Annotated in this window: 23 protein-coding genes and 2 pseudogenes; 17 read left to right on the top strand and 8 right to left on the bottom strand. The window is 56.0% G+C overall.

Annotated features, from left to right (window positions below; translation table 11 throughout):
* Positions 1 to 66 precede the first annotated feature (66 nt).
* A complete protein-coding gene (locus BA177_RS12405) occupies positions 67 to 3,483 on the bottom strand; it encodes a hypothetical protein (protein WP_156762811.1) in 3,417 nt (1,138 codons plus the stop codon).
* Between the two features lie 1,478 nt (positions 3,484 to 4,961).
* Here BA177_RS12405 and BA177_RS12395 point away from each other — a divergent pair.
* The 4 genes from BA177_RS12395 to BA177_RS12380 all read left to right on the top strand — a co-directional run bounded on the left by BA177_RS12395 (position 4,962) and on the right by BA177_RS12380 (position 8,175).
* Positions 4,962 to 5,711 (top strand): metallophosphoesterase, encoded by a 750-nt coding sequence (locus BA177_RS12395; RefSeq protein WP_068616645.1) that lies wholly within the window; start codon positions 4,962 to 4,964, stop codon positions 5,709 to 5,711.
* 299 nt (positions 5,712 to 6,010) lie between these two features.
* Entirely contained in the window at positions 6,011 to 6,235 is a 225-nt protein-coding gene (locus tag BA177_RS12390) for a helix-turn-helix transcriptional regulator (RefSeq protein WP_068616643.1), read from the top strand.
* Between the two features lie 2 nt (positions 6,236 to 6,237).
* The gene (locus BA177_RS12385) at positions 6,238 to 7,476 is read left to right on the top strand and encodes a type II toxin-antitoxin system HipA family toxin (RefSeq protein WP_068616641.1); all 1,239 of its coding nucleotides are present in this window, start codon (positions 6,238 to 6,240) and stop codon (positions 7,474 to 7,476) included.
* A gap of 96 nt (positions 7,477 to 7,572) precedes the next feature.
* The gene (locus BA177_RS12380) at positions 7,573 to 8,175 is read left to right on the top strand and encodes a plasmid pRiA4b ORF-3 family protein (protein WP_068616639.1); all 603 of its coding nucleotides are present in this window, start codon (positions 7,573 to 7,575) and stop codon (positions 8,173 to 8,175) included.
* Positions 8,176 to 8,187: 12 nt separating this feature from the next.
* On the opposite strand, the gene BA177_RS12375 is transcribed toward BA177_RS12380, so the two are convergent.
* A complete protein-coding gene (locus tag BA177_RS12375; RefSeq protein ID WP_197493015.1) occupies positions 8,188 to 8,946 on the bottom strand; it encodes a nucleotidyl transferase AbiEii/AbiGii toxin family protein in 759 nt (252 codons plus the stop codon).
* Between the two features lie 104 nt (positions 8,947 to 9,050).
* A complete protein-coding gene (locus BA177_RS12370; protein ID WP_068616635.1) occupies positions 9,051 to 9,668 on the bottom strand; it encodes a type IV toxin-antitoxin system AbiEi family antitoxin domain-containing protein in 618 nt (205 codons plus the stop codon).
* Between the two features lie 513 nt (positions 9,669 to 10,181).
* Here BA177_RS12370 and BA177_RS12365 point away from each other — a divergent pair.
* Positions 10,182 to 10,599 (top strand): annotated as a pseudogene (locus tag BA177_RS12365) ((2Fe-2S)-binding protein).
* A gap of 1 nt (position 10,600) precedes the next feature.
* Positions 10,601 to 11,044, top strand: a complete 444-nt coding sequence (locus BA177_RS12360) for a hypothetical protein (protein ID WP_068616633.1) — start codon at positions 10,601 to 10,603, stop codon at positions 11,042 to 11,044.
* Positions 11,045 to 11,048: 4 nt separating this feature from the next.
* Here the strand turns inward: BA177_RS12360 and BA177_RS12355 are convergent, their stop codons facing one another.
* Entirely contained in the window at positions 11,049 to 11,918 is an 870-nt protein-coding gene (locus BA177_RS12355; RefSeq protein ID WP_068616631.1) for a helix-turn-helix transcriptional regulator, read from the bottom strand.
* A 551-nt stretch (positions 11,919 to 12,469) separates the two neighbouring features.
* Positions 12,470 to 12,898, bottom strand: a pseudogene (locus BA177_RS12350) (protein translocase subunit SecDF); the annotation flags it as partial.
* Positions 12,899 to 12,962: 64 nt separating this feature from the next.
* Here BA177_RS12350 and BA177_RS12345 point away from each other — a divergent pair.
* The 8 genes from BA177_RS12345 to BA177_RS12310 all read left to right on the top strand — a co-directional run bounded on the left by BA177_RS12345 (position 12,963) and on the right by BA177_RS12310 (position 19,803).
* Positions 12,963 to 13,229: a transposase gene (locus tag BA177_RS12345; protein ID WP_068612112.1), complete on the top strand. Its 267-nt coding sequence runs from the start codon at positions 12,963 to 12,965 to the stop codon at positions 13,227 to 13,229.
* Positions 13,226 to 14,083 (top strand): IS3 family transposase, encoded by an 858-nt coding sequence (locus BA177_RS12340; RefSeq protein WP_068612111.1) that lies wholly within the window; start codon positions 13,226 to 13,228, stop codon positions 14,081 to 14,083. Before BA177_RS12345 ends, BA177_RS12340 begins: the two co-directional genes overlap by 4 nt.
* Positions 14,084 to 14,259: 176 nt before the next feature.
* Positions 14,260 to 14,451 (top strand): hypothetical protein, encoded by a 192-nt coding sequence (locus BA177_RS12335; protein WP_068616628.1) that lies wholly within the window; start codon positions 14,260 to 14,262, stop codon positions 14,449 to 14,451.
* On the top strand, positions 14,448 to 14,966 hold the full coding sequence (locus tag BA177_RS12330) for an AAA family ATPase (RefSeq protein ID WP_068616626.1): 519 nt from the start codon (positions 14,448 to 14,450) through the stop codon (positions 14,964 to 14,966). The genes BA177_RS12335 and BA177_RS12330 overlap by 4 nt, the downstream gene beginning before the upstream one ends.
* Before the next feature lie 82 nt (positions 14,967 to 15,048).
* The gene (locus BA177_RS12325) at positions 15,049 to 16,518 is read left to right on the top strand and encodes a hypothetical protein (protein ID WP_068616624.1); all 1,470 of its coding nucleotides are present in this window, start codon (positions 15,049 to 15,051) and stop codon (positions 16,516 to 16,518) included.
* On the top strand, positions 16,515 to 17,039 hold the full coding sequence (locus BA177_RS12320; RefSeq protein WP_068616622.1) for a hypothetical protein: 525 nt from the start codon (positions 16,515 to 16,517) through the stop codon (positions 17,037 to 17,039). Before BA177_RS12325 ends, BA177_RS12320 begins: the two co-directional genes overlap by 4 nt.
* A gap of 174 nt (positions 17,040 to 17,213) precedes the next feature.
* On the top strand, positions 17,214 to 18,176 hold the full coding sequence (locus BA177_RS12315; protein WP_068616620.1) for a hypothetical protein: 963 nt from the start codon (positions 17,214 to 17,216) through the stop codon (positions 18,174 to 18,176).
* Positions 18,169 to 19,803 (top strand): argonaute/piwi family protein, encoded by a 1,635-nt coding sequence (locus BA177_RS12310; protein ID WP_156762809.1) that lies wholly within the window; start codon positions 18,169 to 18,171, stop codon positions 19,801 to 19,803. The genes BA177_RS12315 and BA177_RS12310 overlap by 8 nt, the downstream gene beginning before the upstream one ends.
* A gap of 180 nt (positions 19,804 to 19,983) precedes the next feature.
* On the opposite strand, the gene BA177_RS12305 is transcribed toward BA177_RS12310, so the two are convergent.
* On the bottom strand, positions 19,984 to 21,891 hold the full coding sequence (locus tag BA177_RS12305) for a DNA/RNA helicase domain-containing protein (protein WP_068616616.1): 1,908 nt from the start codon (positions 21,889 to 21,891) through the stop codon (positions 19,984 to 19,986).
* Positions 21,892 to 22,031: 140 nt separating this feature from the next.
* Here BA177_RS12305 and BA177_RS12300 point away from each other — a divergent pair, with 140 nt between their 5' ends.
* The 3 genes from BA177_RS12300 (at position 22,032) to BA177_RS12290 (ending at position 24,582) form a co-directional block, all read left to right on the top strand.
* Complete coding sequence (locus BA177_RS12300; RefSeq protein WP_068616614.1) at positions 22,032 to 23,507, top strand: DUF2779 domain-containing protein; 1,476 nt, start codon at positions 22,032 to 22,034, stop codon at positions 23,505 to 23,507.
* Positions 23,508 to 23,728: 221 nt separating this feature from the next.
* Entirely contained in the window at positions 23,729 to 24,058 is a 330-nt protein-coding gene (locus BA177_RS12295) for a transcriptional regulator (protein ID WP_068616612.1), read from the top strand.
* 14 nt (positions 24,059 to 24,072) lie between these two features.
* On the top strand, positions 24,073 to 24,582 hold the full coding sequence (locus BA177_RS12290) for a hypothetical protein (RefSeq protein WP_197493014.1): 510 nt from the start codon (positions 24,073 to 24,075) through the stop codon (positions 24,580 to 24,582).
* Between the two features lie 63 nt (positions 24,583 to 24,645).
* Here BA177_RS12290 and BA177_RS12285 read toward each other — a convergent pair whose 3' ends face one another.
* Positions 24,646 to 25,848, bottom strand: a complete 1,203-nt coding sequence (locus BA177_RS12285) for a lytic murein transglycosylase (RefSeq protein WP_068616608.1) — start codon at positions 25,846 to 25,848, stop codon at positions 24,646 to 24,648.
* A gap of 282 nt (positions 25,849 to 26,130) precedes the next feature.
* Complete coding sequence (locus BA177_RS18635) at positions 26,131 to 26,700, bottom strand: hypothetical protein (protein WP_156762808.1); 570 nt, start codon at positions 26,698 to 26,700, stop codon at positions 26,131 to 26,133.
* Between the last annotated feature and the right edge of the window lie 4 nt (positions 26,701 to 26,704).

Below are 26,704 nucleotides of genomic sequence, written 5' to 3'. Positions count from 1 at the left end.
AGAGTTTCTCCTCACCAGTCTCAGCGGGCGTGGATATTTGCTTGAATAACAAGGAGAAAGTCGTCGTTATTTCGCCTCGCCCGAAAACGCCTGTTCGCAGGTCCAGCTCGTGGCAAACCAGCAGACAGCGGCAGCCATGTCACCGTCAGTCCGACGCTCGCAGCGCGTGGTCTCGCTGATGTATGCGCCGAGCGGTCGATAGTAAAGGCGACGGCCATCGTCGAGTTTCGTGCTGTCCGTCGCACAAGCACCCCAGTGCGGATTGTTGGCGATGTCTTTGCGTTCTCGTTGCTCGGCCAACTCCGCAATCGAACGCGGCGATTTTATTTCCTGATCGAGGTACTTCAGGTACCCGATGCCGGTGCTGTACATCACGCATGAGCGGCCACCGCTGGTGTCTTTGACTGAGCCGCAACCTTCGTGTGTGCGGTCCTGCCATGCCTGCAAGCGCTCGCTGCTGGCGGCGTCGCGTTCGGCCTGGCCGTCATCGCCGCCGGCAGAGGAAGACCCTCCTGCAGCACTGCCGCCCGAGCTGACTGTCCGGCGGCGGTTGCCGCTGTTGCTCGCCGGGCGTGCGCGTTGTTCGCTTGCCACCTGCGCGGCGAACGCGGATGAGTTCTGCATCCGCTTGAGGTGATCCATGCGGCATTGCCCGGCCGCGACGGCGCTTATGGCCGTGGCCAGGCAATCGTAATAGGCCTCCGGTCCCTGTGAGCGCATCCACAGATCCTTGGCTGACGGCTGGCTTTGCGCTTCGGCGCGGCGCGCGCGTTCTTCTTCGCGCCGGTTGGCGTCGAGGCGTGCATTGATATTGCGATCGGCGACCTCGAGTGAGGCCGTCACGCTGGCGAGCAGCGCATCGAGCCGCTGTTGCTCCGGCCGCGCCGCCGCCAATCTGGCTTCCAGCGCCAGCAAGCGCCACAGGTTCGGATCGGTTACCGGTGCATTGGCATGGCGCGCCAAGAATTGAGCGAAGTTGCGCTCGAGGTTGTCGAGCTCTCTTGCAAGGCAGTGCACCCAGATACTGGTGTTGCTGACACGGCGTTCATGGCGGCGATAGTCCTGCGCCAGGGTGTCAGAGGGCACGCGCTGAAATGCCGCATAGGGCTCGGCACCGCAGGCATTGTTCGGTCCGCCACTGTACGCCTCGCGTATGGCGGCCTGCACTTGTGGCCACTCGGCGTCGTTCACGGTGGCGAGAATGTCGCGGCCGCGCGGGCCGAAACTCTCGTTGCCAACCAGGTGCGCCCAGATGCCGGCACTGTCGAACGGCACGAGCACCAGCTCGTTTTCCACGGACGACCAGGCATCACGCAGGTAGAAACGTGCATACAGCGTGCGCTCGACGGGCAAAGGCTTATCGCGGGAATAGTACGGCCGTTTGTACTCGACCACTGTGTTGCTGCGCCAGGTGTCGTTTTCGGAGTCGCGATCGCCGAGGTCACGGACGCGCGCGGCCAGGTCGAAGTTCCATTCGCCGTCGTAGTCTGCCGCTGCACTAAAGTCAGGCGGCGCAATCAGTTCCGGTGCTGCGCGGCCGATCTCCGCACGATCAGCCGTCACTGTCAGCACCAGCTTGTCGTCTGCAACCTGCAACACGAAAGTGGCATTGCCGACGCGGGTCGATGTTTCGTAACTGGCGGCGCGTCGTTCCAGTAGTGCGTTGGGCTCGGGCGAGGTGCCACTGACTATGATCGGGTTGCGCGGCACACGTTGCTGCAGGCGCGGCGAGGTCAGTTGCGGCGAACCTTGCTGGTGGAAAACGATGCGCCGTACATCACTGCCGGTCAGCATCAGGCCGGAGCCCGGGTTGTGATAGAGCATGCCGTCACGCTCGAAAGCCTCGCAGAAAAAGTTGTGCGTGGCCGGTTTGCCTTTTTGCGTTTCGCAGATCGGCCACCAGTTTTCCGGGTCGTAACCGCCGCCACAGGCATCCGCCCATTCACGGAGGAAGCCCGGGATTTTCTGATCCAGCACACGCCGCGTGTCGGGGTTGGACTCATTGCTGGCGCGCAACAGGAAGTCGCCGATATAGGCCGGCGCGTCGACGATGCAGGCCTGGTAAGCCGCGTACGGCAGAGACCAGTTCCGACGTTCGCTGAATGTTTCGAGATCTGCGTCGCTGAACAGCGGCAAGGCTTCCTGACTGTCGGGTACGGGCTGGTCCGTGACCGCGACCCGGCGATTGCTGCGTTCCCAGGGCAACCCGCAGTCGGCGCCGACGGTGTCCGTCGTGGCGGCATCGCGCAGGTAGAAGGCCGCGAACTCAGGCGTGGCCACCAGGTGACGACCGCTGAAGCAGTTACGCGGATAGAATTCAGCGCGGCCCCATTGCCGGTTGCTGCGCGCCTCTTCAACGGATTCCAGGAAGTCATCGCGGGCGCGGCCGCGGTTATCCGGACTAACCCGCAGATACCGTATCTCCAGGCTGGCGCCGTCCACGGCATTGCTGGCGCGCGCTACGTCGTGCTCGCCGTAAACCGGGTGGGTTTCGACCGACCAGTGATAACGCCAGTCGTTGGCATGCGGCTGCAGGTTGCGCGTCAGCCGGCCGGCTTCGTCGTACTCGAACGTGAACTCGACGTCCGGGCGAAACTTGTTGTCGCTGAAGTTGGTGTCGCGCCGCGCTCTGAGCAAACGCGGCCCGTCCCAGGTCAGCTCGGTGTAACGCCATTGCCCTTGCAGGTGGTTGCCCTGATAGCGGTTCCAGTCGAATGGCTGCGCGAGTTGTGGCGCGGACGGCAGCTGGTAGAGATCGGCGTTTTCGCCAGCGCGGGTTCGCGCCTGCATGTCAAGCACCGCGCGGAGACGGCCGTCGGCGTTGTAGCCGTAGACCTGCACCTGCTGGACCAGCGGCTGGGATTCGGCAAACACTTCCCGTCGCGTGAGCCGCCCGTTCTCGTAGGTGAAGCCGAGTTCCAGCTCGCGCTTGCCGGCGATCCAGACCTCGGCAGACTCGGCGAAACCCTGCTTGTTCGGTTTGATCCGCAGACGTTCATCGCCAACCCGGATCTCATTGAGGCTGTCGTTCTTCCAGCGGTACTTGCGTGCCATGCCGTCGGTCGCGAGGCCGGACTGACTGCTGATGGGGTAGCCCAACTCGTCGATCACGCGTAGCTGGGTTTCTTCGTGGCCGTCGCTCCAGCGCAATTTGCGTTCCGTCCATTGAGCGGGTGCGTGGGATGCGGCGTAGCGGTAACGCTCCTCCATGCCACGAACCGCGAGCAACAGGCGACCGCGTTCGTCGTACTCGAACAGATAGGCGTCGATGTACTCGCCAGCTTTGCTTTTGACTGTCGTGACGATGCGCAGATCGCGCGGCTCGCGTTCGACCGGGTGCGTATAAATTCGGGGCATGTCGAGAGCGGGCAGCGGCACGCTTTCGCCGGCGAGCGCGCTGCCGAACGGCAACAACAGTGCGGCGAGCAACCGCCAAAGGCGACAAGCACTGCCGCAGAAAACGTTGTGTGATGCGTTACTCACGGTGCCGGCTCCAGGTTGCAGTTGGTTTTGTTATTGGTGCCCGGACAGCCACCTGGGCCGGACCCGGTTGCCTTCCGAGTCTACCGGCGCAATGGCCGGGTACGAACTGGGAGATGCTGAAAACGTGACGCGTGACCTCAGAAATAGGGGTCGAACCGATCTAATTGGAGGCCGGTGGAAAAAGTGTCTGACAACTTTATGGAAATCCGCCCGCGGTAACGTCCTTCCGTTGAGTCGCTACGCGCCATCACAGAGGTAGGACAAATCAGGAGGACAAATCAGGACACCCACAATAGGGCTCAATCAGAAAGCTCAACAAGGAAAGCTCAACAAGGACACCCACAATTGAAGGCAGATCTTTTTCTGCTTTTAATGCCGGTTTGATTCCGATAACGGTGGGTGTCCTTTTTGCGGAAATGCGGAAAAGGTGTCAGACACTTTTATGGATATCCCTCTGCGGTAACGTCGCCGCGTTGTGTTGCAGCACGTTATCGGTGGAGTTTCTGATCCACACGGTCCCCTCGTAGTTCCGGTCACAATGAAAAGCTGCCGGACACCTTTTCGTTGTACGCAAGTTCTGAAAGACATCACCAAAAAGGACACCCATAAAAGATCCACCCAATTCTCGGGATTTTCTACAGTTTTGTTTACGTCAAAAGTGAGTGTCCTTATTGCGGTTTGCTTATTGCGGTTTTGTTTGCGTCAATAGTGAGTGTCCTTATTAAGTTCCTGTCATTGCGAGCGCAGCCAAGCAATTTCCCATTGCGGGAATTTTGCGTAAGCCGCGCCGCAAATCCTCGGACAAGACGCAGTTGCGTCCGGTGATTCGTCACCGGTGACAATCCGTGACAGCTGCGTGGTATCCAATCTGCGTGACTTGCACGGAAATATGTCAATCAATTGATTGGCACGGTTGCGAGAATGGTGCCGATGGTTACATCTGCCGAAACGAATTGTCGAGAACAGCAACCCCGGGCGGCGCAGGATCGTCACCAAAGGTTCATCGATAGTAAACGGCTGGTCCTGTTGAGCTCCCTCGACGGCAAGTTGCCGGCAAACGCGGACCGGCCGAGCGTTCTCGATTTTATCGAGAGGGTGTTGACGGAGTGGGAGGAACAATTTCGTCACGATGAGATCGCAGGCCCGGACCCTCGGGAGCGGACATTCTGGTACGCGCTATACCAGCTAGAGGAACTGGTTGAAGCTCCGGGTTCAGACATCGATCCCGACGAACCATTTCTGATGAAAAACCTTGTCGAGGTCAGGAAACTGCTGCGAAATCAGCAACCTCTTCCACTGCAACGTTTCATGGCAACGAGGCCAGACGGTCGATAGGTGAAACAATTCCGCCAGAAGGGATGCCGCACCACATCCGTGGGCCGCTTAGCCACAGTTTCATCCAGAATCTGCACGTATCCGCTTGCATTGCGTTGTAACTGTGATGCTAAGGTTTGGATAAGTCTCACAGTGCTCTTGTCATGAAGCTTCACGTTCTCAGCGATCTCCACACAGAGTTTGCAGAATTCTCGCCACCGGATACTGACGCTGACGTTGTTATTCTCGCCGGCGACATCGGTGTGGGATTGGGCGGTATTGAATGGGCCGCTAGCCACTTTCCGAACCGTCCGGTGATATACGTACCGGGCAATCACGAGTACTACGGTCAGGACATCACGTTAATCGACGAGCTCGTCAAGCAGTCGCCGGAAAACATCCATGTGTTGAACAACGACACGATCGTACTCAATGGCGTTCGTTTTCTTGGGAGCACCCTGTGGACGGACTTCAGGCTGTATGGCGAAAGCGAAGCGTGGTTTGCCCGGCAGCGGGCGAAGCGTCTTATGGAGGACTTCTCGTCCATCAAGAATGGCGGCCGCGCCTTTACACCGGAGGTTTCCGTTGGTCTCCATGATGCGAGCCGGGCATGGATTGCGAGCCATCTGGACACTCATTTCGACGGGCCAAGCATCGTGGTCACTCATCACCTGCCGTCAGCGATATCGGTCGCAACGCGATACGCAAACGATCCAATGAACCCGGCTTTTGCGAGCCGCCTGGAAGACATCATCGAAAGGCATCAACCGGACCTGTGGGTCCACGGGCACACACACGAGCCATGCGATTATGAGCTTTTCGGCACGCGGGTCGTTTGCAATCCTCGGGGGTATCCACGCGAAAAACGTGACAGCACTTTCGATCCCTGCCTGGTAGTTGAAGTAACGGGCTAGCCACAACAATGGTCGCTTGTTCGCAAGAGAGCGTGACTGCCCCTTGTCTTTTTGTTTCAGAAGGCTGACCGCCCTAAACGTCATGGCGCCGTTACTCAACATCGGCACCTGCTTCTGCGACTTTGGCTCCGGAAACGCGCACCGGGAGTTCAGCCTGACGGAGATGGCTGTTCCCGCTCGGGAATAATCAGCTCAATAATGGCGGTTGCGGAATAAATGCTCCCGATCGGTAATATTTTATTGCCAGGCGGCCGGAATCTCGGCAAAATTACCGCTCGGAAATAAAGTAAGGCACACCGATGTTATCAACAGCGGAAGACTTGGGCAGGCTGGTCAAAAAAGAGCGCAAGGCGCTTGGCCTCACGCAAGCCGAACTCGCCTTGACGTCCGGCACCGGCCTGCGCTTCATTAGCGACCTCGAAAACGGCAAACCCACTTGCCAGATCGGCAAGACGCTGACCGTTCTCAAGACACTGGGTATCCGCCTGATGACGTCTTCGCCCGATAGTCCCGGGGTAGGGTAAGCATGGCTCGCACGCTCAATGTCTGTTATGACCGCGAACTTGTCGGCCAACTTTCACAGGACGACGGCGGGCAGATGACCTTCCGGTACGATGCGTCCTGGCTCGGCAAGCGCGAACCGATCCCGCTGTCCCGGTCGCTGCCTTTGCGGGACGAGCCGTTCACGCAAAAAGAGTGTCAGGGGGTTTTTGGCGGGCTTCTGCCAGAGGAGGCCAATCGCAAGGTCATTGCTCGCATTCTTGGCATCAGTGACAAGAACGATTTCGCGATGCTCGAACAAATTGGCGGGGAGTGCGCTGGTGCAATCTCTTTTCTGCCGGCAGACGAGACAATCCCAAAAGATGATAATCGCTACCGTCAACTGGACGCTGACGAACTCGCCAAAATACTACGCGAGCTGCCGCGCAGGCCACTTATGGCCGGCGAGGACGGTATTCGATTGTCACTTGCTGGTGCGCAGGACAAACTTGCCGTTCGTGTAGATAATGAAAAAATCTCCATACCGCGCGGCAGCGCACCGAGCTCACACGTTCTCAAACCGGCGATTGATACCTATGAAGGTGTCGTCTTCAACGAGGCGTTCTGCATGGAACTGGCGCGCGCGTGCGACCTGAATGCGGCCCCCGTTGAGATTGGAAAAGTTGAAGACATCGACTATCTGCTCGCCGAACGGTACGACCGTATCAGGGGAGAGGAAGGAAAAATCCGGCGACTTCACCAGGAAGATTTTTGTCAGGCGCTCGGTATTCGCTCGGAGATCAAATACCAATCCGAAGGAGGACCGTCGCTGGGTGACTGTTTCGCTTTGCTCCGGGATGCATCGAGCGCGCCGGCGCCTGATCTAATCGATTTGCTCGATGCGGTCATATTCAATTTGCTGATTGGCAATCACGACGCGCACGGCAAGAACTTCTCGCTTCTTTATTACCCGGACCGGTCAATACGGCTTGCGCCGCTCTACGATCTTGTTTCGACCGTTTTCTACCCTGAACTAACTGACAGGATGGCAATGAAGATCGGCAAACAGCCCAAATCTGCGCTGGTCTATCCGAATGACGTCAATCAATTTGCCGCTGACGCGGGCCTCAACGCGGCGCTGGTACGCGCGCGCATTCCGGTCCTGGCGGGCAGATTGCTTCAGGAGACTCCCGGAATTGACAAGCCGCACCCAATCTCGGAGTCAGTCGCAACGTTGATTACGGAACGTTGTAAAGACTATGCATCGCGCTTCAGCAGAAAATAGACGTTGCGGCGACCTTCCCAAGTGCACGTCCGTACTAAAAGGGCCGACAAATCCCTGTGTTGACTCCTGCCCGAATCGGTTGCAAATTGTCGGGCTATGCCGACGCCTCCTCAACCCCAGCTCGTTGCCCTGCGCGTAGAACTGCGCGATGTGGAGCCGCTCGTGTGGCGGCGCGTCCTTGTATCGAATCAGTGGACGCTGGTGAGCCTGCATAAGTGGCTGCAATGGATCATGGGGTGGATGGATACTCATGGCCATGAGTACCAGGTGGGCGAGAGCGTCGTTGCTCCGGATTGGTGGATACGCGAGCTCGGTAATGGCGTCGAAGAGGCCGCATACCGGGACGAGCGCCGAGTCTCCGTCGCCAAAGTTGTTGCCGAGCTTGGCGCACGCGGCGAGTTTGAGTATCGCTACGACATGGGTGACGACTGGCGATTGCGCATCGTCATTGAATCGCCGCCGGCGGGCATGATGGAAGGCGTTCCCCTACCACTTTGCGTTGCAGGCGAGAATGCGGGGCCACCCGATGATGTGGGCGGTCCGCACGGTTATCGCGAGTTTCTCGCCGCCATCGCCGATCGACGTCATGAGCAGCACGAGGAAAGCCTTCGCTGGATAGGCGGCGTCTTTGACCCGAAGGGATTGGATATCAACCGATTGAATCGAGAGTGGAAGGGTGCGAGGGCAAAAAGGCGGTGACCGCGGTACAAGTCAATAGAGATGGTCGATGCGTTCTAACAGCGGGCCGACCAAGATCCCGATTTGATCAAGAGCTTCAAGAAATGAGTCTGGGCCAGTGACGCCGGACTTCTCGAGGAACGCGCTCCACTGTTTTTCAATTGCATTGTTTCCCAGCAGATTCGCTTTCAACTCATCGAAAGGTATCGGTTCAGTTTCACGATTCTTCAGGGTTTTCCGAATAGCCTCGCTCAGGACTTCGGGATCAAACTCCAGTTTCTGTGAGAGCTGCCAGATATCGTAGAAATCCTTCATTCGGCTGTTCAGGCTACCGAGATGGATCATAGCCTCGACCTTCTCAGCAATAACTGTCTCGGGAGGATACATGCGCAGCGTCGGGGCAGGCAGACCGAGAATGACGGGGTAGCCGGCGGTTGCAGCACGAGGATGCACTATGTCGCCGAAGCCGACATCGATCTGCATGTTGATCCTTGCCGTTCCAAGTAGCCCTCGAAATCGGATACGCACGCCTTCGTAGTCGGCACTCTCCTTGATCGTCCTTGCATCTATCGAATCCGGGTCGAAGACCAGGCCGTCTTCGCTCTCAATCATGCAGACCTCCCGAAAGATGGCTGAGAGATTCTCGGGAGCGTTATCGACGAACGCCAGCAAGTCGATATCGCGCGTCGCGCGACCGTCTGCTACGTTCCATGCCCTGAACAGCAGGGCGCCCTTGAGGACAAACGAGCCCTGATGCGTTGAGCAGCTCAAGCGATACAGCAGACGTTCCATCGCGAAGTACTGCAAGACCTCGTTGAACGGCCGGGCCTCCACCCTGGCGACATTTAGCAGGCGCTGGTGTACTGAGGCTGCGAGATTCGCCTTCGATAAGCTACTCACAGCAGTGCTTCCAGGTATGGCCGCATCACTTTCTCGACCCGGCAAATTCTCGCGTACTCAATCAGCTTCTGAGGCTTTGGCTTGTGTTGATCCCGATAGAGAGTCAGCGCTTCAAGCACGGTGTCCATACCGATCTTGTTGCGGTATTTGAAGCAGTCCGCAAGGGTCTTTTCTGCGCTGTAGATCCGGACCTGTGAGTTATCGATACGGTGGGTTTGTACGCCAGCAGAAAATGCCGTACCGGAGAACCAGTAGAGCCGGATTGGCGGATAATCGAGCCGTGGCGGTTCTGTCCCCCTGCTCACTGCGATCGATACGGCATGCGGAATCTGGGTCGTGATGTCGTGGAAATGCAGTGCCGAGATGAGGCAAACCACCCCTTTGGGTATCTTGTTTGCCGCAGTCACCAGGTCGGGATCTGAAAGTGGTGGCAGGTCAGTCAGTCGGTAGAGTCCTCGATCGAGGCGTTCCAGCAGGCCCTCGTCTCTCATGGCATATAGCGTGCGAGGGTGAATACCGTGATCCAGGGCTTCGCGTGTGCGCAGAATTCCACCGCCGCGTTGAAAGACACGACGAGCTGCGTCGACTTGCTTGTTGCTTGCTGGGTCAGGCATTGGATAAATATACCAGCAAAAAAGTATATATGTAGGGGTATTTATCCATCGCGCCTTGCGTAGATCCTGCGTCGACTGGCTCTGAGCTGCCCTGCGTGGAGGTCAAAATGGTCAAAAAGAACACTCATTACTGATTCGCCAGCTTCTCGGGAATGGCGTATGTGGCGAGCCCGCGCCCCCTCTGGCGTGTTCTGCGGAAAAGCCGGCTTAAGTTACAGGAAAGCGTAGTGAACGGGACTTTGCTATAGCTGTCGCACAGTAACGAACGCTTTACTGTTATCTGGAATCTCACGGGTCCAATCTATTGGAATCTATTGGGACATCCAGAAAAACTTCGGACGTTTCTCGTTATCAATGGCAGAAATACTCACTGGCATTCCGGGTGGCGTCTTAATGCTTGGCCATACCCCACACAGAACGTCCGGCTAATGCCCGTCTGCTATATCCAAAAACGCAAGCCCACGCCACAGCCGCTAGTGGCCCCCAGCCCCACCAAGCCCCAAGGAGCCCCGCATGCCCATCGAGCTCACCATAAACGGCAAGGCACACACCGTCGATGTCCCCAACGACAAGCCCCTGCTCTGGGTCCTGCGTGAAGATGTCGGCCTGCACCGTGCACCTTGATGGCCAGCCGATGCGTTCCTGTGTCACGCCGGTGTCGGTGGCCAGCGGGCGCAGGATCACGACCGTGGAGGGCGTCGACAGCCCGGCAGCAACGGCCATCAGCGCGGCCTGGCGCGAGCTGGATGTCGTGCAGTGTGGCTACTGCCAGTCGGGCCAGATGATGAGCGCCACGGCGCTGCTCGAATCCAGCCCCTCGCCCAGCGATGCCGACATCAACAACGCCATGCGCGGCAACCTGTGCCGCTGCGCCACCTATCAACGCATCCGCACGGCCATCCACCGCGCCGCCGACGAGCTGGAGGCCTGACATGCTGGGCAAGATCGACAAGCTCAATCTCCCGCGCCCCAACTTGACCCGGCGCGGCTTCCCGCAAGTGGCCGGCCTCTCGGGCGCGGGCTTCATGATCGGCTGCAGCGATTCCTCCGACCCTGCTGCGGTCACCGACGCGGTCGGCCCGGAAGCGCTCAGCAAAACCGTGATGGGCCCGTTCATCAGGATCGGTTCGGACAACACCGTGACCGTCCTCATGAAGCCCCTCGACAAGGGCCAGGGCGTCACCACGGGGCTGCCCACCATCGTCGCCGGAGAGCTCGACGCGGACTGGTCGCCAACCAATCAGCGCCAACCAATCAGGACACCCACGAACCAATCAGGACACCCACAACCAATTTCAGTCTTTCTGTACTTCGCATACAGATTTGATCTCGGTAATTATGGGTGTCCTTTTACTGTTTTAGTGTTGGCCGCTTAACCGGCTATCCGTCCATGCCGTTCAGGCGGAGGTAGCGATTTGCCGGGATCTCGATCAGTGCAACCTGCGAGAGATTGATGAAACAATCCCGGTAATAACCTTCCTGTTCGACGCGAATAAAACGATTGCGCGGTATATGCGTCATTGCCTCGAGTTCCAGAGTCCAGAAACCCAGTGCGTCGTCCGGCTCGAGCAGGAAATGCCATGATTCCTCGCCATCTCGGGACAGAACGTGTGCGTGCGTTGTCTGACGAACGGCATTCTCTTCGCCGATCAATTCGAACAATGCGTTGCACCGAGCAGTTACTCGTTCGCCCACTTCGTACTCGGGTGCTTCCCAGTCCTCCAGTGCCTGGTAGACCTCAGGATGCTCGAAGGGCGGTGTCGCCTGAACGTCGTCACCAATGAGGTCGATCTGGCGCAAGTCGTCCGGATTCGCGAAGAGGATCCTGTTGTCCAGGGACCAGCAATAAACCCAGGGGCGGCGACCGTCAGGGTTCTGAACATCCAGCTTATCAAGCTGGTGCAACAGTGATTCACGTGCCCGCTCCTCGATCGGATATTTGAGCGTACCGGTTGTTAGTGTCAACTCCAGAGTACCGTAGGGAGCAGTAGCGTTGGCGGAATCAAAAGCAAAAGGCGATTTCGCACGCTCGTCGTGCGGAGTCTTGATACCGAGTACCTTATCTACCGACACGTCGAAGAACAGCGCGAGCTCTTTCAGTTGAGTCACGGGAATCTCGTTCTTGCCTCGCTCCCAGCGGGCAACTGTCTGTTGCGTTGTTTCCAACGCCTCGGCGAGCTGCTGTTGGGTCAGCCCTCTGGCTGTCCTTAACTTCTTGAGCGCGTTGAAATTTGCAATATTGGCGGACATGTAGGCTCCCAATAAAACACTTTTAACGTGTATATTACTTGTTTTACGGGTTTCATCAACTAACCCCTGAAGCACGGCGACTTGGAGCGTTCGCGGCATGACCTCGCAACGTCGCTCTAGGTGCAGCTCACTAGGTGCAGCTCAATCAGAGCTCAATCAGGACACCCACAATTAACGTCGACCTTTTTCTACTTTTCATACAGATTTGACCCCGGCCAATGTGGGTGTCCTTTTTACGTTTCCCTGCACGCTGGCATCGGTAAGGCCTTGTGACTGTAAAGCGGGCCGCAACCGATCAGGACAACCAATCAGGACACCCACAACTAATTTCAGTCTTTCTGTACTTTGCATACAGATTTGATTCCGATAACTATGGGTGTCCTTTTAGAGGTGTCCTCCGATAACTATGGGTGTCCTTTTAGAGTTGCTCTGCTTTTCATGCAGATTTAGTTCCGGCTAATGTGGGTGTCCCTATTAAGCACCCTCCGCTCTTCATACGGATTTGATTCCGGCTACTGTGGGTGTCCTTATTGAGTTCCTTGTTGAATTACTCAGGGCAACGCATCCAGCTCCTTTCGCATCTCCTCCGCCGTTGGGCGTAGCTGCGCCAGTCCCTTGAGGCTTCGTCGTTGGCCCAGGTAATAGAGTATCGGCGAGGCAATGAGTACCGACGAGCTGGTGCCGATGACGATCCCGAACAGCATCGGTAACGCGAAGCTGGCGACGGCGACGCCGCCGGCAAGGCCCATGGGCAGGAGTGCCAGGAAGGTGGTCAGCGAGGTGAATATCGTGCGCGTCAGCGTGGAGCCAATGCTGTCATTCAGCAGCTCCAGCATTGGCTTGTCCGGCGTGAGTCGCAGGTTCTCGCGGATGCGGTCGAACACCACCACCTTGTCGTTGATCGAGTAACCGATCAGCGCAAGCAGTGCCGCCACCGCCGTGAGATTGAACTCCACCCCGGTGAGGGCGAAGAAGCCGATGTGGCTAGCCCCGTCATAATTGGTCCAGTTGCTATGTTAGTGTTTCCCGACCCAGGAGGCACCAATGAAAGGCAAGCGATTTACAGAAGAACAGATCATCCGGATTTTGCAGGAAGCTGAGGCCGGGCTGTCGGTAGCCGATGTCTGCCGCAAGCACAACTGCTCGGAGCAGTCGTTTTACCGGTGGAAGTCGAAGTTTGGCGGCATGGCTGTTTCTGAGGCCAAGCGACTGAAGGAACTCGAACGCGAGAATGCCGAGCTGAAGAAGGTCGTCGCGGAACAGACGCTGGACATTCGGATGTTGAAGGACGTCAACAGCCGAAAGTGGTGAGCCTGGCAGAGCGACGTCGCTGTGTAACGTACTTACGCAACCAGTACGAGATCAGCGAACGACGCGCCTGTCAGGCGATACAGCTGAACCGCTCAAGCTACCGCTACGTTGGCCAACAGGAGTTGGTCGATGCGGCCTACGAGGAAGTGGTCCGGTTATCGGAACGCTACCCGTATTTTGGCTACCGCAAGATCTATGACCTGATGCGGGGCAGCTGGTCGATCAGCCGGGAGACGGTGCGGCTGATTCGACGGCGAGAAGGGCTGCAGGTCATTAAAAAGCGCCGGAAACGCAAGGTACTTGGCATGACGACACAGTGGGTGAACCAGGCTCGGTATCCGAACCACGTCTGGAGCTACGACTTTGTCTTTGATCAAACGGAGGATGCGCGGCAACTGAAGTGCATGACGGTGGTCGACGAGTATACTCGGCAGGGATTTGAGATCACGGTTGGTCGCAGTCTGACGGCAACGGATGTCATTCGGGTTCTCGAAAAGCTGTTCGAAGAACACGGACGACCGGTCTGTCTGCGCAGCGACAACGGCCCCGAAATGGTTTCAAAGGCAGTGCAGACATGGCTCAAGGAAAAACACGTCGACACGCACTACATCGATCCTGGCAGTCCGTGGCAGAACGCCTACTGCGAAAGCTTCAACTCCATCTTTCGCAGTACCTGCCTGGATCGTTGGTTATTTGGCTCGATGACTGAAGCACGGGTCGTGATCAACCAGTGGCTTGAGGAATACAACACGATCAGACCGCACGGATCGCTGGGCGGAATGAATCCGAAGCATTACCTACAGCGATGGAATGAAGAAAATACGAATCAACAACCGGAAATACTAACGGCGTGAGTGGACCAGAAATCTCGGGCTTGCCAATTGGGCTCTTCACGACTCGTTGAGGTGGCTTGTCCACGCCGCTAAACGAGGATTTTTTTCACGGTTTTGGCATCGTGTTAAAACCCAATTCGCCCGGGTTCGGTACAATTTGAGCTGGCACATAAGCAGGAACGACTGAGGAGCCAGGAATGGATTTATGGGCAGTGCTCGAGGAGCGCATCAAACAGCACGGGGTCCGAGTCGGAGAGCGTTTGGAAATGCTCGCTAGGCTCAAGGGCGATCACGAAACCGGTGGGACCGCAATTGTGGAGGACAAGGATTCGCTTGTGTGTCGAGTGGACGAAGCGGCCGCCTGCCTAAAAGATGTGTTGCGCGCATGATGCCACTGGCGCTAACACTCTCGCATTTTCGCGGTTGGAACAACCAACATCGCGTACCTTTGAATGCCTCGATCACTTCAATAGTCGCTGAGAACGCCAGAGACAAGGGCAGCCTTCTAAACGCAATTGAATGGTGTCTTTTTGGAGCTGTAGTGACCAAGAAGGGGGCAGGTATCGACGAGCGTCAGGACTGGGAGCTTAGAACTAGGGTCGAGACGGACGACATTGAACCCACAGCGGTGGCGCTTGAGCTCGAGACCGCGGAGGCACCGACGTTGATTACACGGCAGCGAAGCGCTAACGCGAAACTGCGGGGAGCAGACCAGTTCACTATCAAAGTCCCGAACGGTGCTGTTCTTACTGAGGGCAGTGCCGAATCCTGGCTTATTGAGTCCGGAATTCCCGACTGGGAAACTTATCGACGGGCCCACTGCTTCCATCAAGAAGCTGCGAGGCAACGCGTGGTGTCGACGACCGAGCGCAGCGCAATTTTAGCCGCATTGCTTTGGCCTTGATGATGACCTTGCTCTCCGAAAAACTATCGAGTCCAACCAGCCGACTAAGCTTCTCACCGATATTGACAAGACGCTTGAGGCATTGAACGATGAAGCTCATCGCGCTTTAGATGTACCGCGTCGCCGCCTCAGTGAGCTCGAGAACCATGCGGCGACAATCGGACTCGATACCAATCAGCTCAGTGAAGCAACTGCGAAGACACTGAAATCACAAATGATCACCCAAGCTCGAACCCTCGCAACAGGACTTGGTCTTGCGGTGGATTTTCCTAGCGAGACCGACGCCGAAGCCGTCCGAAGCTGGGCTCGCGAATGGCCGAGGGGCGCACGATCCGCCTCGCCTGCGCTCGCAGCCTTAGATGCCCTTCGCCGCCAAGCATCCCGGTTGAGTCAGCAAATAGCGAACTTCGAGCAAGTGAACGGCGCCTGGCAAGAAGCACAGTCAAATCTCGAGGAGGAACTAAAAACCGGGGGAAATGAGACTGAGCGAGAAACCGAGGTAACCGCGGCGATTGAGTTGGCAAATCGTGGTGACACGTGCCCAGTATGCGAAACAGAGGTGTCGGGTTTAGAGGCACGCCTGGCGGAAACAATCCGCACAATGCGCACCGATGAATTTGCATCGCTACAGTCGGCGCAAGAAGCAACATGCCTTGAGCTTGATCGCGTGACGTCCGCTGGAAATAAACTGCGAGAATTGGTTAGGACTGAGAAGATGGGTCACGATAAGGTTGTTGAATGTCAAAACATGCTTCGTATAGCGCTGGGCACTGATGAATCGACAACTGTTCACGATGTACTGGCCGAAGCTAAGAAGCAGCGCGAATCAATCCAGTCCAAGATCACCAGCCTGGATGAGCTCGCGTCAAACAGGGACCGAAGCCTGGAGAACCACCAAGCTGACTGGGCGAGATTGGATCTCGTAGAAAAGTGGCTTGTCGCAACAGAGAAGGCTGAATCGATTATCGACGTGTCGGCGTCGCAGGAGTTGTCCGATCTAAATGAAGCTTTCGACGAGCTTGCGGGATTCGGCTCCGATCTGATGTTCCTCGGGGGTATCGCTCGCGATGTTCAAGCCGAGCGATCAAACGCGCGTGCGGCCGAGGTCAATAAGGCGCTCGGGAAGTACTATTTGCTTATCACACAGGACGACACCGCCATACAGGTGAGTGTTCACGCTACAGCGGAACGTATAACTTACGACTTGGTCGATGCATCTGACCGGCCCGCGGTGCCCATCCTGAATCAAGCGGCAATCTATGCCTTGTCGCTATCCGTTCTTTTCGCTCAATCTGAGGCCCAAGCAAGTGATGACGCGTGGGAAATGGTTGCTTTGGATGACCCGGTTCAAAGCCTTGATTCAGAGAAGCAGGCCGGCCTCGCTCAAGCGATCGAGGCGCTGTCGGATCACTGTTCGGTCCTGGTGGCGTCTGTTCTTGGTCAATTCACCGATCGAATCGCAAACTATATGAGCAAACAGCGCCACATAGTGATGTTGGCACCTTGGTCACAAACTAACGGTGCCAGTATTGAAAGTGAGTTCGACCGATGAAGCGCGAAGTCTATCGACGATTGAGCAAGCTCTCGCAAGAATCCGACAAGGAATATGGCAAGCTCATTCAGAAGCTCCTGGCGATTGCTTTTTGCAAAGCGGGCGCGACCCGTTTGGTCGAGCGCTCGATTCAGGGTATCGATTTGGAGGTCACGCTACCAGACGAACGGAAAATTGCCGTGGAGGTAAAGACAGCGCAGGAACAATGTGTCAAGTTCGGTAAAAAGGACTTAGATGGACTAGCCAGCCAGGCTGAAGCGGCCCTTGAACCATGTTTCGCTTTACTCGGGTCGCAGCTGCTTGATGAGTGGATTCTCGCGAGAAGCTGTCCGAATGAAATCAAGCCAAATCAACAGTACCGATTGACGCAGCTCCGCGCCTATCGCGACAAGGGTTTGGAGGAGTCGATTCGGCAGCACTTCGATGAGGCGGTGATTGAGTTTACAGACCTTCCGAATTCGAGTCGCCAGGCCGCTCTCGACGAAGTGCTACGAGGCTTCTCCTGTGTATCCGGGGCATAGCGAGCACGCGATCGTCGACTTGGCATCGGGCAAACGGCACCCGGTCATTAGCGAGAACTAAACCAGAGAAATGTTCAAATTGCGGGATGCGGATGTTCCGTGATGGACCGCACGGCAATCAAAAATGACGGAATCTAAGATTGGCATTTGCTACCGACAAGAAGGTCACTTGCGATGGGAAACATGATCAATCCAAATACGGATAAGCAGGGTCCTATTCGTGTAACGGAGGATGATAAGCACTTCGTGGTCGAGATTCATCCGAATGACCGCGATAGGGCCAAAATGATCTCCGGACGGCAGTGGGATGGCAAGCGTATAGCCTGGGTCTATGAGAAGGCTCCTGAAACTTACGATGCTTTAGTTGCGGAGTTTAAGCGTGATGCAGATACTTTTGAGATCCGACGCCCAAAAACCAAGAGACCGCCAGATATCAAGGCTGCTTCTCTTGAAGAGGATGACGAAGATTTTGAATGGCCAGCGCTTGATGAGTTGGGGGAGGGGCAGTCGAGGTTGAGGGTTGAGCTGGCGGAGATCCGCACAACACTTAATATCTTTGGTGAGGCATTTGCAGATCAAGAGCGCCAGCTGGAATCCATTAGCGCCTCACAAAAGCAGCTTAGTGAAAGCATTGGTCAGGCTGGACAAAGGGAATCTTTAGCAGTGCCCGAGCCGATTGAAGTTCTTCCCGAAGATCTTGACCTGGAGAATCAAGCGCATCTTCAGCTGATCGAAAGAGCGCTAATCGGTGTCGCATACCTCGCGTCGGAAAAGCATCCGTCATTCATCGACTGGGTGATGGGGCATCGTCCTTTAGGACGCCCGTCAAAGTTTGTTACTGATGCTCACGAAATACTTAAAGAACAATTGGAGAAACATGTCGGAGATGTGGATGCGTCGGCGAGATTCGTAGAACTAATAAACCGCGTGCAGGACGAGAATCTCATCTACTGCGAAAGAGGCGATCCGGTTCAAGTGTTTCCAATGCTGCGAGCGCTAAATGCAATACGCAATCGCTTTGCTCATCCTCGCGGAAATTTCGGATATGCAGAGCAGTTGAATCGCTCGATAACGTACTTGATGTATCTGTCTTTAGTTTGGCCAAAAATCATGATCGATCAGGATACTGATGATTGATACTGTAGAAAACCTAACTTGGGAGTGCTACCGAATCCCAGGTTTATCAAAACCTGATGATTGGCGCCGGTTGATTGAGCGGCAGCTCGAAGTAGAGGGTTGCCCATACTCGTATGATGTGCACGGTCAAGCCCTGCGTGTATGGATTAGAAATTCTGAGGCGATCGATATACCAGGATCCCAGCATACTTGCCGCAACGCATTTCGAATTCAGAGAGTTGCTTTTGGGGTAAGCCGAGACGACACCCTAATTGGTATTACGATCGCAAGGGTTTTCTTCGAAGATGGTGTAAGTATTCCAAGCTTCCGAAGTACGGTCGAACTATTCCAAAAAGGAAGATACCCCGCTGTACTTCGTCATGAGCCTTTGTTGGAAGAAATTGGTCACTTAATAAGCTACCTAGCAGATTCGCCGGACCTGTGCGGACTCGAAAACTACAAAGCATTTGACGCGCACGATTTGAGTGGCGAGATTATCTATCAGACCGCATCTGGACAAAAAAGCCTATTGTCACTGACTCAAGGCGATGGCATTTCGCGGAATTTGTTGTCTCTGGTACGGAAAAACACCGCGGTGCAGCCGGTTGCAATCCGATTAGGATTGTTGAGCAAGGTCTCTGCAAGGACCGCCAAATCGATTGATATAGCTGAGCATGTCGTTGGAGTCTTGCGGGAATGGGGGTGCGTTGCTTCATGGGTTGAGCTTGCTGACGCCGAGGCGGTGGAGCAATTCATAGCGGACGAGAATCAAGTCAATTTGGTGCTTGTTCCGCTTGATGGAAAACGAGGAGACCGGCCTCCGGAGAACGCACTCGAATGGATCAAATATCTTGACGAAGAGAATTCGGCATTTCAGTTATGTTCAACTGCCTCAAACCCGGTCTATTCTCGACACGGACTTGCGATGGCCATACTACAGAAAGCAGGTGGCGTTCACTTTTCTACGCAGCCGGCGGACGGAGACTTCTTCAAGAACGCGTGGTTCATTGGCCTCGATTTAGGACGAGGCGGTCAAAGGGAAGGTCGAATAGCTGCAATTGCATTGACCGCTCCAGATGGGTCACTGAAGGCCTACTGGCGTGCACTGAAAGACAAAACAGAAAGCTTGCCACTTGATGTCTTGTCTCACGGCCTAAGGTGGATTATGAGTCAGGCCGAGGATCTTGAATCAACTCGTCATCTAATACTTATCAGAGACGGTCGCTGCCCTAGGGATGAAAATCTCGAGCACTACAAGACAGCAATGGGCCAGCGAAGATTCACACTGGTCGAGTTCATAAAGAGAGGCACGCCGCTGATGCACGTAGGCTGCGCAGAGCCTAATCCAGGAACAATCTTGGTTCCCAGCTCATCGCCATTCGCAGCAATGTATGCGTGCCTAGCGCCGCAGCGCGGCATTCTGAGCGGTCCTGCCAAGTTCAGAACTAGGCTGAATCCTAATGAGCTATCGCACCGCAAATTGGGCGCTATCCTCACGTCGCTTTGCCATTCTGCAACGCTGTCGTACCAACCGGCAGGCGTTCCAGCGCCTCTTCAATGGTCAAATGGTCTCGCCAAACTTTCGTTTTCTGATCTGCAGTTTTCTGGTTGGGCGCACCTGCCTCACCACACGGTCGATTTGCGCTAATCACCTATAAGAAAGATAGTTTGATTGCAGATCTGATTGGTGGAATCCCCAAACCTGACAACGTGATTAGAAAGGGGCGCTAGAACTAAAGATCGCTCCGATTCATTTAGTTCTGCAGAACAGTATCCTCAGCGTGGACGCGCCCTGGCTGATTGGAAATCGAAGCGCATTCGGCTATTCCTAAACAGCCAGCTCTCTAAATCCCGATTCCAATAAGAATTTCCATGTTTCCTCAAGCGCCTCGGACTCTGGCACATAGACCACTGTTCCGTCTCGTCCTCTGGTAAGTAACACACGGTAAACATTCTTTCTTAGCTGGAGCGGGTCATGAAGATTGCCGCGCGTACCGCGAGACATTCGCATCGACCATTCGCCATTCTCACGAATGAGATCTGAGCCCCAAGCAACAAGTGCGGCATCAAGCTCCAGGCCTTGCGACGAGAATTCGGTCGCAACTGTCTCGAGCTGGCAACACGAAAGGGCATCATCGGCCGGTCGGTTATACCATGCACCAACTTTTAGTCTCTTGGTTTTCTGGAACGTATTATCGACGTCAAATTGCGGGAGTATTTTGTCCTTCGACGACGCCAGGATGCCATAACGGGAAAGGGGCGCGCCTTCGTACCGCTCATGTAGATAACGTTTAGCATCATCAAGTGAGCGGGTAATCAGAAATCTGTGGCCGCCGTCAAAGAGTTCGTCGCCAATCGCGCGGCGGTTGTCAACTGGCGCTTCTTCAAGCAATGATTCAACGAACGCATGTACCTTAGGGGTCAGATGAAAGCGAATTTCTGCGTCTAGATTTAGCGCTGCAATCCAGTGGCAATTGGAGGCAGATTCTGCGAAATAACCTTGAAGTTGAGTAGCGCCGTGCACAGACCAATTTTCATCAGGATGCCGCTCTGCGATCGCATCCGCCCACAGACGAACCCCTATCTCTTCGCCGGCATGAATTGCTTGACCGTCTCCAATTAGCGCAACCAGGACGCACCAGTCCGGGATACGCGCGCAGAATTCTAGCAAATGCTCGGGTTCGGACGGCCCAATAGGTCGTTTATGAACCGTTGCGACCCGTTCCGCATCATGCGCACGTTGCGCCTCATCAAAGACGATTAGATGCTCAGGTGGGGTGTGACCGCGTGAATTCGAATAGTAAGCAACGTATCTCTTGATGTCTTGAACAAACACACTGCCGGGGACCGGCCCGCCTTTTAGCGCATCCTGTAACACAGCAACCAAAGGGCCATTCCCCGAAAGGTAGACTGCAGGCGACATCTTTTTGCCTTTTCGTTCGACGGTAAGGTCGTCTAGCCACCCAGCGTGAACAAGTTGCAAGCCTACCAGCGTCTTACCGGATCCAGGGACGCCGCTCAGAAGAACAAGATTTCGCGTACCCGATCGAGCTGCATTGTGGGTAATTTCGGAGATTGCTTGCAGGGCCGGATCAGTATTTGCTCTTGCCCGCTTAATAAATGGAAGCGGTCGGCCTTCATACAGCGACCTCGCGGCCGAAACGATAGTCGGAAGGGGTGCGTAAGCGTCATCATCCAAGAAAGCCTCTGCAGTTACAGGCTCGCCTTTATTTTCGTGCGCCATCTTTAATAGGAACGGATGTACATCTTCTGTTCCCATGACCCAAACGGCATCCTTTTCCTTCGGCCCAGCTGACCAGTCTGAAGGAACAACCACAGAAACAATTTTGCGGCCAGCGCAAGCACCGTGATATGCAGAGAGATCGCGCATGTAGCCGGTCACCTGATCGCGCGCAGACTGAGTGTTGCCGCCGCGACCTTTGACTTCGAGCACTACAATGACAGCGCCCTCAAGGACTATGATGTCGGGACGGCGAAAGTCCCGCGGCAGCTCATATTCCAATAGTGTCGTATACGATTCGGCCTCTTCGTGCGTGCCAATGAGCTGTCCATATTCGCGCTTTAGCCACTTGATACTGTTGTGCCAGCTGACCTGCTGCTCACGGGATACGTCGCGAACAAAGTTCGCAAGAGACGATTCAATCGCCGAAGCGTCGGTATCAACGAACTCGGGCAGGTATGAATGCCAGCCAGCGCCGGGTCTTGGGTCACTCATTCTTCTGGCCTTATGATGTATTCATTGTACTTTGCCAGACTCTGTCGGGATTTTCCCCGGTAACTTTCTAGGAAGAGATGTCTCAGGCGATTTAACTCGTGATTGAAAGTCCTCGTGTCAGTCTCGGATAATATCGGCAAATGATTAACACCAAACCCCACCTCTCCAAATCCCGCCTACTCTCCGCCTGGCAATGCCCCAAGCGCCTACACCTCGAACAACACCACCCCGAGTTAGGCGAGACCTCCCTCTCAACCGAATCCCTTTTCGCCACCGGCAACCAGGTCGGTGCGATCGCCAAGGCTCTCTACGACAATAACGACTCAATCGAAATCCCTTACGACAAAGGCCTGACCGCCGCACTCCACCAAACCACCCAACTCCTCGCCTCCAACTTCCACCAGCCACTTTTCGAAGCCACGCTCCATCACGACGGCGTTCTCGTTCGCGTCGATGTCCTTCTCCCGGATGGCGATCACTGGCGTGCTATCGAGATCAAAGCCAGCGCCTCCGTCAAAGACGTGCACATCATCGACTGCGCCATCCAGTACTGGGTCCTGCGTGGTCAGGGTGTTGAGCTTTCATCCATCTCCATCGGCCACATCAACAATCAGTTCGTCTACCAGGGTGACGGCAACTACGACGGCCTCATCACCGAAGTCGACGTCACCGAACGCGTCCTCGAGCGATTGCACGAGGTACCGGAGCTGATCGCAAAGGGGAGGGCCGCGCTCAGTGGAGGTGTTCCCGATGTTGCCGTGGGTGCCCATTGCAGCAGTCCCTACGACTGTCCGTTCCAGTCGCACTGCTGGCCGATGGATACCGAGTATCCGCTGACCGGCTTGCGTGGCGGCAAGGACAAACTGGGCGCATTAGTCGCGGCCGGCTACCGGGATATTCGGGACCTGGGTCCGGCGACCGACGAACTCAGCAGTGTTCAGAAGCGCATCTACCGCGTGACCTGCACGGGCGAGGCGGAAGTTCGCGACGGTGCCCGCAAGGCCATCGCGGCCCTTGGCTTTCCGCGTTACTACCTCGACTTTGAGACCATCGCACCCGCCGTGCCGATCTGGGCGGGTACCCGGCCTTACGCTGCCGCGGCCGTGCAGTGGTCTTGTCACATTGAGGAAGCCGATGGCGTGATTCGGCACGAAGAGTTTCTTGATCTCTCCGGCGAGCCGCCGATGCGGCCCTTGGCCGAGAGTCTGATCTCGTGCCTCGGCACGGATGGGCCGGTCCTGATGTACACGAGTTACGAGCGGACGGTAATCAACGGGCTGGCGAGATTGTTTCCTGATCTGGCCGCTGCATTGCGGGCAATTGCCGACCGGCTCGTGGACTTGTATCCCATCGTCAGGAACCACTACTACCACCCGAAAATGCTGGGGTCGTGGTCAATCAAGGCGGTGTTACCCGCGATGGTGCCGGAAATGAGTTACGCCGGGCTCGAAGGGATCAACGAAGGCATGGGCGCGGCAGATGGCTTTCTTGAGGCAATTAATCCCGCGACGGACAGTGCGAGGAAGCAAGCGCTTGAGGAGCAGCTATTGCGCTATTGCCGGTTTGATACGGAGGCGATGGTGGAGATTGTCAGAGTGCTTGCCGCGGAGGCGTGACGAGAGAAAGGCGACCACGTTTGTGGCCTGGCATGATCCGCGGTCTTTCGAGCAGGCGCTACTGGTCGCTGAAACGCAGACCGAGTCAATAAACTGGAATGAATCTTCCGCGAATGTTTATACAGTTAGCGAATAGCCTCTGCGGATGTGACGGGTGGGCTTGCATCTGTGACGCAAACGACCTATATAGTATGTCAATTGACACATAAAAAAGGTCTATCATGTTAGGCAAGTTGCTGGGAAGTTTGAACAAGGAACGCGTCCTTATCTATTTAGTGGCGCGCGAGCGCGGTTATGCACGGGAAATTGCACGCTTCTTCGAAGCGCCGCTTAATCCGCTGCAGAAGGCTATGGACGGTCTCGAGCAGGCGGGTGTGTTGGTGAGCAATGAAATCGGGACAACGCGGCAGTACGAGTTTAATCCTCGCTATCCTTTGCGGGCAGAGTTACTGGCCATGTTGGAAAAGGCGCTGCAACTGTATCCAGAAGCGCTGCGCGCAAAACTGCAAGTGAGCCGCAGCCGGCCACGGCGCAAAGGTAAGCCGTTATGAAGCCAGTAGCGCAAATGTCAGCCGAAGAGCTTTCTGCGCTGGTCTGTGATGCACTCGAAAAGGCGGGCATCACGGTGACGCTGACCGGCGGCGCCTGCGTTGCTATTTGGTCGAACGGTCAGTACGTCTCCAAGGACATCGACTTCATCGAAGAGGGCCCTGTGCCGAGGCGGCAAGTGGTGGCGGTTTTGATATCGCTTGGCTTTAGCGAAAAGAATCGCTACTTCGTTCATAAAGACACTGAATTCTTCGTCGAGTTTCCAACAGGGCCGCTCACAGTTGGCGACGAGCGCGTTCGCGAAGTTACAACACGTGAGACTGACGTCGGAAAGCTGCGTTTACTGACGCCAACCGATTGCGTAAAGGACCGCCTCGCTGCGTATTTTCATTGGAACGATCAACAAGCATTCGAACAGGCCGTGCTGGTGGCGAAAGCACAAACGATCAATCTCGAAAACGTTCGGCGCTGGTCCCAAAATGAAGGGCAGCGAGGCAAGTGCGAGACTTTCCTCAAACAACTATAAAACAGTGAACTAAGGCCTGCCGCCGGAAAACGGCATAACCGATGGGTAGGCCCTTGATCACTGCTACAGTGATTCGGACGCGCTTCGCACCGCCCGCAATGCCTCCTCACTCGGAAACCCATCCGCACGCAAGTCGCGCTCCTTTTGGAATGCGCTCAATGCTCGCCGCGTGTTCGGTCCGAACAAGCCATCCGGTTCGTCATCAAGATAGCCCAGTAAATTCAGCGAGGTTTGCAGTGCACGCACGTCCTCAAACGTAAGTTTTAACTCCGCGTCAGCCGGTGCCCGAGTCAGTTCGCCAGCACCTGCTATCCGGTCGGCGAGACGGCCGACGGCCAGTGCGTAAAGCTCTGAACGGTTCCAGCGCATGATGATGTCGAAGTTCGGGTAGGTGAGAAACGCCGGGCCTTCGCCGCCGGAGGGTACGATCACGGCGGTCGGCACATCGAGTGGCGCGAGCGCGCGGCCGTGGGCATCGGTGACACCCATCGTTACCCAGTCGGCAAGTGGCCGGCGTTGTTGGCGACCCGTCAAGGCGTAATCGAAATCGTCCGGTAGCTTTGCCTCGCGTCCCCAGCGGTAGCCGCGTTCCCAACCGAGATCCGCAAGAAAACGTCCCGCGGAGGTCACCGCATCCGGCAGGCTATTCCACAGGTCGCGGCGGCCGTCACCGTCGGCGTCAATGGCGTGGCGTAGGTACACGGACGGCAGGAACTGGAAGTTGCCCATCGCGCCGGCCCAGGAGCCGAGCATGTCGGCGTGTTGGATGTTGCCCTTCTCGATGATGCGTAATGCCGCCATCAGCTCGGCGGTAAAGAACCCGCTGCGACGTTCGTCGCAAGCCAGCGTCGCCAGCGAATCCGGCACTGGCATCGAGCCGACGTAGCTGCCGAAGTTGGTCTCCAGGCCCCAGAACGCGAGCAGGTATTGCGCCGGCACTCCGTAGGTATCCTGCACCTTCAATAACAGGTCGCGGTGTTCGGCAAGCAGCGCACGGCCTTGCCTGACCCGGTCCTCGGTGACCCGGCGCCCGTAGTAGTCGGCAAAGGTGCGGGTGAACTCCGGCTGCTGGCGATCGAGTTCGATGACGCGCTCAACCTTGCGTACCTGGTCGAGGACCTGGTTGACGACCGGCTCGCCAATGCCCTCGGCGCGCGCCTGTGTTTTCAGATCGGCAATACAGGCCGCGAACTCCGGATCAGTCACTTGAGCGAGGGCCGGGGTGGTCAGCAGGAGGACGATCAAGGTAGCAGTCGGTCGGGGCATTGCGGGTTCCACATTTCTTGCCGTGGCGCGGCGGGTCGTAACAGTCTAGCAAGGCCTGCGTTTCGGAAAAGCGTAAAAGTTAGTGGACTCCAACTTCTGCGCGACGGACAGTGCGAGGAAGCAGGAGCTCGACTCGCAATTGTTGCGCTATTGCCGGTTTGGTACGGAGGCGATGGTGGAGATAGTGCAGTGTTTCAATAATTTGGGACAGTGACTGATTTCGACCGGCGACCTGAGGTATAGCGGCCGCGGCGTACGAAACAGGTCACTGTCCCGGATTTTTTAAGTGGCCGCTGACTTCTTGCTAGCAACCTTTACCGATGCTGCCTTCTTTCTGCGGACAGGTGCCTTTTTCTTGGTCGCTGTTTTCTTGGCGACTTTCTTCTTTGCTACCTTTTTCTTAGCAACTTTCTTTTTGGCCACTTTTTTCTTGGCTTTCTTTTTCGCCGCCGGTTTTGCGCTAAATTTCTTGCTGATTTTTTTCAGCGCCCGATCAATGTGCAACGCATGCGACAAATGATCGCGGGCATTGGCCAGGTCGGTTCGTACCGGTTCGAGGTCCTTACGCAGTTGCGCGGCATCCGCACGCGCCGTAGCCAGCACTTCTTTGAGGTTGCTGATTTGCTTTTTCAGGTCTTTATTCGCCTTGGCCGCGGACGTCTTTGCGAGTCGTTCAGCCTTCTTTTTAAGGTCGGCACGTGCTTTTTGAGCGCGTTTATTGGCGCGTGCCAAATCTTTGCTCAGCGCCTTGCGACGGCGGTCCAGCTCTTTGGTTGCGCGCTGCGCCATCGTCAAGAATTGCTTCTTGGTTTGCGTCAGGCTTTTTTCAATTTCATTAAGTTCTTTTGTCATGACA

The sequence above is a fragment of the Woeseia oceani genome (assembly GCF_001677435.1).
GTDB classification, from domain to species: Bacteria; Pseudomonadota; Gammaproteobacteria; order Steroidobacterales; family Woeseiaceae; genus Woeseia; species Woeseia oceani.
The sequence above is the reverse complement of the archived record's forward strand: the minus strand, read 5'-3'. Positions and strand labels throughout refer to the sequence as shown.